Origin of the sequence: Kangiella sp. (assembly GCF_048265365.1) — a bacterium.
Lineage (GTDB): Bacteria > Pseudomonadota > Gammaproteobacteria > Enterobacterales > Kangiellaceae > Kangiella.
This window is the reverse complement of record NZ_JBLXBT010000001.1, coordinates 998,552-1,010,734: the sequence shown is the minus strand read 5'-3', so window position 1 is coordinate 1,010,734 and position 12,183 is coordinate 998,552. Positions and strand designations below refer to the sequence as shown.

General features: G+C 44.0%; 9 protein-coding genes and 1 other RNA gene. 2 read left to right on the top strand and 8 right to left on the bottom strand.

From position 1 onward, the window contains the following. Positions 1 to 6 precede the first annotated feature (6 nt). Both ACN0VI_RS04710 and ACN0VI_RS04705 read right to left on the bottom strand, forming a co-directional pair. Complete coding sequence (locus tag ACN0VI_RS04710) at positions 7 to 555, bottom strand: FHA domain-containing protein (protein ID WP_331891453.1); 549 nt, start codon at positions 553 to 555, stop codon at positions 7 to 9. Positions 556 to 567: 12 nt separating this feature from the next. Continuing rightward, positions 568 to 1,371: a PP2C family protein-serine/threonine phosphatase gene (locus ACN0VI_RS04705; protein WP_417445945.1), complete on the bottom strand. Its 804-nt coding sequence runs from the start codon at positions 1,369 to 1,371 to the stop codon at positions 568 to 570. Positions 1,372 to 1,507: 136 nt separating this feature from the next. On the opposite strand from ACN0VI_RS04705, the gene ssrA reads away from it, so the two are divergent. Beyond that, positions 1,508 to 1,855, top strand: a transfer-messenger RNA (tmRNA) gene (ssrA, locus tag ACN0VI_RS04700). Between the two features lie 420 nt (positions 1,856 to 2,275). Here the strand turns inward: ssrA and ACN0VI_RS04695 are convergent. The 5 genes from ACN0VI_RS04695 to ACN0VI_RS04675 form a co-directional block, all read right to left on the bottom strand. Further along, positions 2,276 to 2,848: an SCO family protein gene (locus ACN0VI_RS04695; RefSeq protein ID WP_331891457.1), complete on the bottom strand. Its 573-nt coding sequence runs from the start codon at positions 2,846 to 2,848 to the stop codon at positions 2,276 to 2,278. A gap of 15 nt (positions 2,849 to 2,863) precedes the next feature. After that, on the bottom strand, positions 2,864 to 3,673 hold the full coding sequence (locus ACN0VI_RS04690) for a formylglycine-generating enzyme family protein (protein ID WP_331891459.1): 810 nt from the start codon (positions 3,671 to 3,673) through the stop codon (positions 2,864 to 2,866). A 26-nt stretch (positions 3,674 to 3,699) separates the two neighbouring features. Continuing rightward, positions 3,700 to 5,112 (bottom strand): copper-containing nitrite reductase, encoded by a 1,413-nt coding sequence (gene nirK / locus ACN0VI_RS04685; protein WP_331891461.1) that lies wholly within the window; start codon positions 5,110 to 5,112, stop codon positions 3,700 to 3,702. A gap of 367 nt (positions 5,113 to 5,479) precedes the next feature. Further along, positions 5,480 to 8,065, bottom strand: coding sequence for an EAL domain-containing protein (locus ACN0VI_RS04680; RefSeq protein WP_417445944.1), 2,586 nt, complete (start codon positions 8,063 to 8,065; stop codon positions 5,480 to 5,482). Next, positions 8,055 to 9,473, bottom strand: coding sequence for a GGDEF domain-containing protein (locus tag ACN0VI_RS04675; protein ID WP_417445943.1), 1,419 nt, complete (start codon positions 9,471 to 9,473; stop codon positions 8,055 to 8,057). Before ACN0VI_RS04675 ends, ACN0VI_RS04680 begins: the two co-directional genes overlap by 11 nt. Before the next feature lie 275 nt (positions 9,474 to 9,748). On the opposite strand from ACN0VI_RS04675, the gene ACN0VI_RS04670 reads away from it, so the two are divergent. Beyond that, entirely contained in the window at positions 9,749 to 10,717 is a 969-nt protein-coding gene (locus tag ACN0VI_RS04670) for a calcium/sodium antiporter (RefSeq protein WP_417445942.1), read from the top strand. Here the strand turns inward: ACN0VI_RS04670 and ACN0VI_RS04665 are convergent. Then, complete coding sequence (locus ACN0VI_RS04665) at positions 10,714 to 12,177, bottom strand: efflux transporter outer membrane subunit (protein ID WP_417445941.1); 1,464 nt, start codon at positions 12,175 to 12,177, stop codon at positions 10,714 to 10,716. The two genes, ACN0VI_RS04670 and ACN0VI_RS04665, sit on opposite strands and share 4 nt — an antisense overlap. Positions 12,178 to 12,183: the final 6 nt, after the last annotated feature.

The following is a 12,183-nucleotide window of genomic DNA, read 5'->3' as shown; positions in this document are numbered from 1 at the left end:
TGATGATTACAGGAACAACCAGGCAAGAACTCCCAACAGAATAACCGCTGCTACTCCCAATGAACCGATCAACATCCAGTTCATTTCTTCTTTGTCTTCTTGTAGCTGAGCTTCATTGCTATCAACTAATGTAAATAGGAACTCGGTATGGCCTACTTGAATTCTATCGCCAAACGATATAATTCGCTCCGAAACCTTCTCACCATTAACGATAGTACCATTGGACGACAACAAATTTAGAATGCGCCACTGCCCGTCAGAGAAGGTAATCTGAGCATGGGTTGATGATGCAGCTGGATCATACAAAGTCACGCTATTACCCTTTCCGCGCCCAATAACATTCTTACCATACTCCAGCAAGAATGCCTGCCCAGCGTGAGGCTTAGTGGTTGCAAGTAAAGCTGGAACCTTAGTCCCATCATCTTCCAACTTTTGAATTTCCTCTTTAATCATCCTTTCTACTTGACTCGAATCGAAGACCAGTGTTCCTTGTGGTCCCGCTTTATCTTCACGAAATTCAGACTTGTGTTGTGAAGGATTTTTCTCAGAAGACATACCTACCTCACATTAACCTAGTTTAAGGATTGTTTTGATTTTTGTTATAAACTTTTCAATCGGCGTTTCTTTTTTCTGTGGCTTGGGCTCAGTTACAGGCGATGAAATCAGCATTAAAGAAATATTATCGCTACCCCCATTCTTACATGCTAGCTCAACCAGATATTCGACCTTAGCCTGATTATCACGAGGAAGCTTTAAAGCAGCAACAATTTCTTGTCTCGAAAGCTCTTCGTAAAGACCATCACTTGCCAGTAATAAAGACTCCCCATAACCCCATTCGCGCTTCAAAGAACCAATATTAAGCTGGTTCTCATTCTCAATACCTAAGCATTGAGTGATCACATGACGTTTAGGATGATTTTTAACCTCAGCCTTCTCTAGCAAGCCAGCATTCACCAGCTTCTGAACCAAGGTATGATCTTCGGTTAACTGAGCCAACTCACCCGTTTCCTGATTCCAAAGATAGGCTCGACTATCGCCCACCCAGGCAATCTCATAGTCCAAACCATTGGAATGCACAGCAACCACAGTTGCTCCACGATCCTCCTGTTCATGCTTGTTATGCGCCTTGATCACAGAATGAGCCGAGTGCACCGCACTATGCAAATTAAAGCCTTTCTTGATCGACTTTGAAATCTCTTCGACTGCGTATTGACTAGCTTGCTCGCCTTGTTTAAGGCCGCCGACACCATCAGACAACAACCACAACCCCAACTCAGTGGAAGCAAAAACCTTGTCATCATTATTTTGGCGCGACATCCCTTTATGCGACAGCATGGCAAACTGTATTTTTGACATTTGTATACTACTCATTGCCCCTCCTGTTTCTACAAAAGAGTGTAGCCTGTTGATCTTAAAATGAATGTTAACCAAGCCACAAATTATCTTGACCTATACCCTTGATATTAATGTACTTGGCCCAATAATGCACTATAATGGAAAAGAATCTGGGGACGATTTGGATTCGACGTGGATTACGAACCTCCTGGTGCATGTCGAGATGTCAGCGAATCTCGTAAAATCAAAGCTGAAACTTAATAGTTGCAAACGAAGACAACTACGCTTTAGCCGCTTAAGGCTAACTGTCTACTCTGAGCGTCCTTGGTAGGAGCTAGACAGTCAATACAGGGACTCGCAGGTAACTGAGCTCGGCAGCCAACTGTTAAACTTTCCTCGAGATCGTCTTTGAATGCTTGCCCATCGGCACGTCAAAGACTAAATTAAAGATGGACCTATGCATGTAGACCCTTGAGCAGAGGATTCGCGGACGCGGGTTCAATTCCCGCCGTCTCCACCAATACAAAACCTCAACTCGCAAGAGTTGGGGTTTTTTATTGGCTATAGATTGTTGGTATTGAGCCCGCGGAGCGGGTTCGACCAATTTGCCCGGAGTAAATTGGAACATCGGTGCTTGCGACGATGGACTCGAAGGGGTGAGCACCAGGGATGGTGCGAATAATTCCCGCCGTCTGTTTACAATGTATTTGATGGGTTACGGCTAGCGCCTAACCCACCCTATGACTCGAGAGTGAAAATGCAGGAGCAATTTTCTACGAACTAATGTCTAGCTCGGAACAATTTTTGACAGCTTTAACTCGCCTGAGCTTAGCGAAGGCGAGGCTCATGGATGAGCCGAGCAATTCCCGCCCCCTCCTAATTAATAAAAAGGCGAACGCGGTCCGCCCCTACACAAATCATATTTAGTAAGCAATCAAGACTACTGGCTAACGATTCTCGCTACCGTCTCATCAACTTTGTTGATATCACCAACTTCCTGAAAAACGATTCGGCCTTGCTCATCAAGCAGAGTAAATACATTGGAGTGAGCAACTTCATTATCGTCACTTTTCTTGTAGCGAATATTAAGTGCCATGGCGAGGCTACGTATATCTTGAGGATCGCCTGTTAATAATGTCCATCGGTCTTGATTTAACTTTCTTTTTTCAGCGAAATCTTTGAGTACTTTCGCTGTATCACTTGCTGGAGTAAGTGACACTAGGACAAACTCGGTGTTATCTAGGACGTCTTGAGGCAGTTTTTTCTCAATATTCTGCATGGTTGCCACAATAGTTGGGCATGTGTGCATGCAGTGTGTGTATATCAAGCTGACCATTTGCTGTTTACCTGATAGTGACTGGATATTAATAGTCTGCTCATCTTGAGTCACCCACTCACTGTCCAAATGATAAATCGAGTCATCTGGTAAACTTACTTTACTGTCGTCTGTGTAAGCTTGTCCGCTTAATGCGAACGTCAAGATTACAAAACTAACCTGAAGCCATTTGTTCATGATTGCCTCTCTTGTTTATTGCTGATTGACATCAGCAGCGCAGCGAAACCCTAAATTTGGCAGTGCAAATTTGGCTTCCAGACTGCTTCTAAATCCATAGCGCATAAAGGCCGCATAATCACCCGGGTCTACCGCACCGCTTGCGCCACCGGCGCAGAACAATTTGGTATCAATGGTACTATCGCCACGTGATTCACCTGTTACTAACGCTGAGTTAAAGTCTTCAGTCCATTCCCAAATCAAGCCATGCATGTCGTACAGCCCCCAATAATTGGGTTGATTTTGTCCGACTGCCGATAGTTGTTTCTGGCTTGGTCTGCTGTACCACATCAATATCTTTTGCTTATAACCTTCTTCAATACTACCATCAGCTTGTGTTTCGCTGGCTAAAGCTGCTAGCTCCCACTCGCTCACTCTTGGCAAGCGTTTGCCTTGAGCTTGACAGTACGCATCCGCAGCAAACCAGGAAACATTGACCACTGGGCTGGAGCTTATCTCTTTCGGATAATCTGTATCCGATTGCCAGTGCTGTAGATAATGTTTCTCTACAAACACTTTAGGAGCCTGGCTTTTAGACCAAGCAGGGTTATCATTGATGAATGCTTGGAAGTCCTGATTGGTCACTGGGGATTGGTCAAGCAAGAAATCATCCACCAGCTGGATCGGACTGTCTTTACTCATGTATAACGGGCGGTACTGACCACCTTCTACCAACTCCATGCCTTCTGGAGCCTTGGCAACATCTTTCGCATACAATAAGCCGCTGTCACTGACTCCCAAAAGAGCCAGTGACACGACCAATAGTTTTAGTTGATGATTAAGCATAATGCTTTAACCTTTAACAATAGTGATTAGTGAGGCTTTTGTGCTCTAACTTTTTTCACTTGCTCTACGGTGATCTCACCACCTTTGTTATCCCAGCTATTAAGCAGGTAAGTCATTACATTAGCAATCTCGTCATCGCTTAATTGCATAGCAGGCATAACGCTGTTAAATGATTCGCCATTGACTTTGATCGGACCTTCAAGGCCATGAACAATGGCACGAACACCTCGCAAAGGATCTTCATTTAGATAATCAGACTTGGCAACTGGTGGGAATGCTGAAGGAATACCTTGACCGTTAGGTTGGTGGCATGCCATGCAGTTAGCATCGTATACACGTTTACCAAACTTAATTTTCTCTTCGAGATTAGCAGCCTTTACCTCAACCACTTTTTTGTCAACGCTTTGCACTGCTGAACCTTCTGGACGATAAATACGATCATCAATTTTGCCGGAATAAATGGTTTTATCTTCTTTGCCCTCTACCGCCAGCATACCTAAAGCACCCTTGTTGAAAGCACGGAATATAGAGTGATCAACAAGAATCAGGTTACCAGGAACCTCTACCTTAAACTCAACAATAGCTGAGCCACCTGCAGGAACTAAAGTAGTCTGAATGTTTTCATTCACTAGATTGCCACCTTCGACATACACTTTATCAAAGATTTCACCAATCACGTGGAATGACGATACTAGGTTAGGACCACCATTACCGACATATAGACGCACTGTTTCACCGACTTTTGCTTTAAGCGACTTGTCACCTGTCAAGCTGCCGACAGCGCCGTTGAACACAACATAATCAGCATGCTCATCAATCGCTTTTTGCATATCGAAAGGCTGGAGACCAGGGTCGCCATACTTGCCTTTAGTATAAAAATCACCTTGCATGACATAGTATTCACGGTCAACTTTTGGTAAACCTTCTTTTGGCTCAACCAGAATCAAACCGTACATACCGTTGGCAATGTGCATACCCACAGGCGCTGTTGCGCAGTGGTAAACATACAAGCCTGGGTTTAGTGCTTTAAAGGCAAAGGTTGAAGTATGCCCTGGAGCTGTAAAAGATGAAGTTGCACCGCCCCCTGGACCTGTTACTGCGTGTAAGTCAATGTTATGTGGCATTTTTGAAGAGGGATGGTTAGACAGATGGAATTCGATCTCATCGCCCTCTTTAACACGAATAAAACTACCCGGTACAGTGCCACCAAATGACCAGTAAACATATTCAACGCCATCGGCCATAGTGCCGACTTTCTCAACCGTTTCAAGCTCCACAACCACTTTGGCATTATGCTCACGCACGATGGCAGGTGGCACTTCGGGAGGTGATGTAAGGATAGCTTGCTCTTCTGGCAAACCCTTGGCTGCTGCGCTGTTTATCAAACCAACTGCAACCAAACCCAATAGACTTTTTTTAACTAGCGCTTGTGTCCACATAAGAATGATCTCCTGAGATCGTTTATTAACCAATATTAATAATACTTATTTTTAGGTTAGTATGAAGCAATGAAGAATCTGCTACTTGATCTGGATCAGTATAATTCACTGATGCTCTAGAACAGATTGACTATTAGTCCCAGCTATAAATGCCTTACGGGACAAATGTCCCTAAACATAATGTAAGGTATTGATTGTTTTAACTAAAATTAGTAGGCGTTACTGTGAACAAATTCACTGGATGGGATAAAACCATAAAGTAAATAGGGTTTTATTAGTATAAACAGATAATATGATTTTGAGAGGCATAAGCATTAGCTCAGCTTATAGAACATTCGCGCCTACAAAGACGTATATTTGATATAGCTTATATGGATTTCTTCTTATTAAGACTAGTCCATTTCTCGGCTAGTTCAGATGCCGGTACCGGCTTGCTGTAGAGGTACCCTTGAGCAACATCGCACCCTAAACCTTTTAAAAACTCTGCTTGCGACTCTTCTTCAACACCTTCCGCAACGGTTTCGAGCCCGAGTGAATTAGCTAATTGGACGATAGCCCTGCATATCACTTCATCATTGGTATCCGTACCAATATCCTTGATAAATGAACGGTCAATTTTAAGACGATCCAACGGCAATCGTTTCAGGTAAGCCATACTGGAATAACCTGTGCCAAAATCATCTACCGCCAATTTAACGCCCATCTTTTGAAACTGAGTCATCGCCAAAGAAGCTTGGTGCGGGTCCTGCATAATGGTGGACTCCGTTAGCTCGAGGGAGAGTCGCTCGGCGGCCAGTCCTGTTTGCTGCAAGGCTTCATTAACCTGCTTTGGTAAAAGACCTGCCTCAATCTGCTGAACTGAAATATTAACCGAAGCACAGCCGACTTTTAAGCCCGCTTTATCCCACTCAACCATCTGCCGGCAAGCTTCGCGTAAAACCCACAATCCAATCTCTCCAATGAGCCCCGTTTCTTCAGCTAACGGAATAAATTTAAACGGTGGGATTAGCCCCTTAGTGGGATGTTGCCAACGAACCAGAGCCTCAACCCCAACCATTGTAAAATCATCAAAGGACACAAGAGGCTGATAATGAAGAACCAATTCGTTTCGCTCGACGGCCATTCGTAAAGCACTTTCCAACAAGAGGTTCTCATGCATTCCTTTGGAGAGTTGGTCATTGAAGAACTCAAAGCTATTCCTGCCTTTGTCTTTTGCCGAATACCGCGCAATCTCTGCATTTTTCAACAAAGTATCAGGATCACGACCATCTTCAGGAAACATTGCGATACCAATACTCGCAGTAACCATCAGTTCATGTTCATCGATCCTCAAGGGAACGGCAAATCGTTTTAGAGCCTTACGTGCAATACTAGATACTTTGTTAATATCGATCTTGCCATTAATGACAAGTACAAAATCATCACCGCCCACTCGGGCCAGTACATCATCCACGTTCAAAATATGCTTTAAACGTTCCGCGACTCGTGCAATAACCGCATCACCCACTTGATAGCTCAAGGTTTCATTGATCTTTTTAAAGCGGTCGATATCAATACTCAAAATTGCGAAACTCTCTTTCAATTCATCACTACGCTCTATCGACTCTGCTATTCGCTCCTCTAACTTTTGTCGGTTTGGCAAGTGCGTTAAAGGGTCATAGTGAGATAAGAATTTAAGCTCATCTTCTCTCTCATACACATCCGTCATATCACTCCAGGTGCCTACAATTTCGGTTTCGCCATGATTGCTTTTAGGTATCAATTGCCGCTCATCGCGAATATAACGGGTATTGCCTTCAGCATCATGAACTCGATACTCATGAATCATGTGGCCTGTGTTAAAGATTTCTTTAAATTGATCTAAGGTTTTCTGCCGGTCTTCTTCATGCAAAACACCAATCCACCAATCATGGCTGTACAGCTGCTCAGGGCTATAGCCAAATAACCGTTTAACATTTTTGCTTACCCAAAAAGGTCTGTAGCCAGCTCCATCTTGCTTGAGTTGGTATAAAACCACTGGACTAGCCTTAAGCAGATGGTTAAAGCGAACGTTAGTTTCTACTAACAGTGTTGTACGTTTTCTCACTTGCCATCTTAATATCCCGTTAGCACAAAACATTAACACTATCATTGCCAATCCAATGGTTAACACCCACTTCCAGAACTTTGGAATGACCGGCTCCTGGACCGGAACCATGGTACTCTTTAACGCTTCGTAATAGACTGAGTCTGGATCGGTTCTCCAGGCCTCAATATGCTTATCAATAGCTTCCAACAAGTCATGATTTTCACCAGCAGCGGTCACATAATACAGGCTGGCAGGATTGAGCATGATCGGAGTTTTGCGTAAACCAAACTGGGCAGCATGAATATCAGCAAAATGGACATTGGTAATAACAGCATCGGCTTTACCATCAATCACCGCCTGAAAACCTTCATCATATGTACTAACAGGAACTGACTTAAAACCGACGCCATAACCCATCATCACTTTTTGTAGCGCATTTTCCTGGACTGACTCGCGTAACACTGCAATTCGAACACCTCGCAAATCGGGCAGCCCTAAAATATTCAAGCCTTCTCGAGCCCAAACTTCTGACCAACTATGAGTCACCGCGATTGTGTGAAAATCAAACTTGCGATTACGTTCATCAGTAATTGCCACATCAGGCATCAAATCAATCGTTTTGTTCGATAAGTTATCCAGACAATAACTCCATTCGCAATCCACATAGATCAATTTCCAGGCCTCTTCATTCGCAATGTCTTCTAAGAGCTTTATAAAGAGGCCATCCGGCTTACCCTGTTTGTTACGGTATATCTTTGGTGAGTTTTGGTAGAGTCCAACTCTAACCTCTCGTGCACTCTCAGTATTCGAACCCTGAAAGTTCCAAAGCATCGCCAGCGTTAACAAACCGACAAAAATAGCACTTATGGCTACTTTATAAACCATGCTCCTCCCCTTTTTGCTCCGAGCTATCTGCTTCGACCCGGTTTCTTCCTCTATCCTTAGCCTGGTAAAGCATCTCATCCGCACGGTGCAACCATTTTTTAACAGTATCAACCTTTGGTTGATACTCAGCCACACCAATACTGATTGTCAGCTTAATTTTTTGCTTGCCAACTGCGATCGAGTTTCCTTCAATATATTGACGCAACCTTTCTGCCACTTTAAGCGCCGAGCGAAGGTTGGTCTCAGGAAGTAGCAAGGCAAACTCTTCACCGCCGAGACGGCCTAACAAGTCGGATGGTCGCATAATTTCTTTAGTCAGTTTAACAAATTCTTTCAAGACCTTATCGCCAGCCTGATGGCCATATTGGTCATTGATTTCTTTAAAGTGGTCAAAGTCAATAACCATCAAACAAAGATCCGTTCTATTGCGATAAGAGCGTGACATCTCTTCCTCAGAACGCCTTGTAAACTCTCGACGGTTGGCAACGCCAGTAAGTGAATCAGTCGCCGCAAGTTCTTCGAGCCGCTGATTTACTTTCTGTAACTCAATTAGCGCTTGCTCAGATTTTTTCTTTTCATGAATGATTTGTTGGAATAGCTCATTCTGGCTGTATATGGTTTTAAATGAGCCAGTGGTTAAGAATGCCTGAACCACACCATAACTAAGGATTAGGAACCCGCCGCTGAATATAATATGTGCCAGCCACCACTGATGATCCCAGACACTCGCTACAGTGAATGACAAACAAGACAAGGCAAACCAAATCATGGCCACTGCGTATAGCACCGACATGTAACCTCGAATTTTTTGCACCAGCATCCATAGAACACTACCTGCAAAAATACTGATAGACAGGTATTCGGCTAATAGTCGCCACCAGTTCAGATTGACTGAGGTTAAATGAGCAACCCAAAAGACCAGAACATTGATTACAATAAAAATCGCTATAGCGAAATACAGCTTTTTATTCTTAATTGCTTCTGGCGTTACCATTTTTCCATAATTCAACATCGCAACCAGGAAGCAGAAAGCTAAAACCAGACGAGAAGCAGGACCATAAAGGACAAACACCCATATATTATCCATTGAATAATGAGTCAGAAAACCATGAGGTGCGTAGATAAATGTAAACCCCAGAAAACCATACACTAGCCATCTAAGAAGTTCTTCACCGGTTGCCTTATAACATCGCCAGGTGATGTAACTTAGGAATGCGCTGAAAAGAGTGGATGAGCCAATGGCTATGACATGAAAGTCATGGGCGACAAATTTATCTTCGGCCGAAGTTTGGTAATCGATATAGAGAATCAAGGACAAAGGCAGGAAGGCTAACAAGATAATCAGTAATCGGTTATACCAGACTGCTATCAATCTGATACCGTTGTTTTTTATCTGTTCTCGTTCCAATAGTGACTCCTTTATATTTCCCTCAGGATATCCCCTTCAGGGTGGCCGGAAACCTCGTGATATTCTATTAATCAAATTTGCGCCACTTTGATAATAGCACTTGCAATAAGACGCGAAAAGTCATTGTTTTATATAGCTGTGATAGGTTTAGCATCCTCCCAAGCACACTAACTTACAATAACTTTTGTTATTTTTTTCATGAAATCGTTACAATACCCTCAATCATGGATACTCTCACACTAACACCCCCACTCAAAACATAGTTAAGGACATTGATGCTTGTTGCGATTTTAGCGATTATTGCCGGTCTTGCTTTGCTGGTTTGGAGCGCAGATAAATTTGTTGATGGAGCGGCTTCGACTGCCCGTCACTTCGGTATGCCTTCCCTGCTCATTGGTATGGTTATTGTTGGCTTTGGTACCTCGGCTCCAGAGATGGTCGTTTCGGCACTTGCTGCCAGCCAGGGCAATCCAGGCATCGCATTGGGTAATGCCTTCGGTTCTAACATCACCAATATTGCTTTAATTCTTGGCCTGACCGCAGTCATCAGCCCCATCGCGGTTCAATCGAAAATCTTGCGTAAAGAGATGCCTCTGTTAATGGTCGCGACTTTATTAGTCATTGCCATCATGTGGGATTTAACCTTATCCAGACTCGACGCCATTATTCTTTTGATCGGTTTTGCCGGATTTATTGGTTGGTCAATCTGGCAAAGCTTACAGAGGAAAGCAGATGCTTTCGCCAGTGAAGTTGAGCAGGAAATGATAGCTCACAGCATGCCGCTAAAATCGGCTGTCTTGTGGCTCATAGTAGGCCTGTTGGTGTTAATCGCCAGCTCGCGTATTCTGGTTTGGGGAGCGGTTGAAATTGCACAAATGTTTGGCGTGAGCGACTTGATCATTGGTTTAACCATTATCGCCGTTGGCACCTCCTTGCCTGAGCTTGCCTCTTCAATTATCGCCACCCGAAAAGGTGAACATGATATCGCCCTGGGTAATATCATTGGCTCTAACCTATTCAATACTCTGGCTGTTGTAGGCATTGCAGGAGTCATTCATCCGCTCACTGTAGACGCCGAAGTTCTGTGGCGAGATGCCATGTTTATGGGTGCGCTGACCTTATCTATTTTTGTAATCGGTTACGGCTTTAAAGGCCCGGGACGCATTAACCGGGTTGAAGGTTCGATACTGCTACTTGCCTATTGTGGTTACACCACCTACTTGATTCAGTCAGTTTTCCTCTAGTGTTCCTCTAAATCTTTTTGCTGAACACTAGAGTGTGCTCCCATGGCCAAATAAAGAGAAACACTGTTTATCAGTTGTTGCGATTGAGCATCAATCAGCTGCATTTTTGTCGCTAAGTATTGTTGCTGAGCTAACAACAGCTCAATATAACTTGCAGCTCCTAACTCATGGCGCTTTCCTGTAATCTTCATGGCTTCTTCTGAGCTCTGGCTAGAGTGGGCTAGCATTTCTAACTTTTGCGCATCATTCTCAAGCTGACGTAATGTGTCTGCAACCTCACGTAATGCCTCCAGAACCACATATTGATAATTACTGGTCGCCGCCTCAAATTCTGCAAGAGCCGCCCGCTTTTCAGCCGGCAACCCAGGATTGAAAAGAGGTTGTGTTAATTGTCCTATCAAAGACCACACCGCAGATTCACTGCTGAACAGCGAACCAGTTGATAGTGCCTGCGAACCTATTTGTCCATTCAAATTAATGCTTGGGTACATATTGGCAATCGCTACGCCATACTCAGCATTGGCAGCCTGCATAAGTGATTCAGCAGCCTGAATATCAGGTCGTTGCCGAACCAGTTCCGATGGAACAATCAATGGCAGGCTTTCCGGTAAGCCAAAATCTTGCAGGTTAAATTCAGCAATAATTTCAGAGTCAGGAGTTTCACCAGCCATGGCGGCTAACAGATGTTCGGTCTTTTGAATTTGATTACGCAAAACTGGAATATTGGCACGTGTGAGCTCAACTTCAGACTGCAACATCAGAACCTCATGTTTTGAAACCTGACCTAACTCAAGTTGCTGCCTAACGATGTCCAATTGCTGCTCCTGCTTTGCCACTAACTGCTCAGTAACCTCCAGCTGACTTCTTAATTTAGCCTGATTAAATGCGGTGTTAATTACCGTTGCCACCAAAGCTAGCTGAGTTGCCTCCAACTCATATCGCTGATAGTCCACTCGAGAGGCCAGTGCTTCCAAAGCACGACTGTTGCCACCTGACAAATCCAGTTGGTAGCTAACATCTACGCCCGCATTGTAAATACTAAATTCCTGCGGTGAGCCCTGCTGTCCAAAAACTCCAGGGTTGAATCTTTGCCTTTGTGCGCCGATATTCGCATCAACTTTAGGATAGCGAGTCGTGCCAACACGTGCCTGATACAACTCTTCGGCACTGCGTAACTGTGCACTGGCAGCTAATAAACTTGGGTTTTTAACTAACACTTTTTCGACTAAAAGATTAAGTGAGTCTGATTGAAATTGTCGCCACCACTGCTGCTCAGTTGCCTCAACCCACTGTAATTTTTGACCGGTGGCCAGCTCTTTATTATGACCAACCACAACCGCATCATCACTACCGGTATATTGAGATACCGATGGTGGATCAGGTTCTTTGAAATCTGGCGTCACAGCACAAGAAACTACCGTTAAGACTAGAAGTAAAGCAAATGGAAAGCGGATATTCATCAGTCC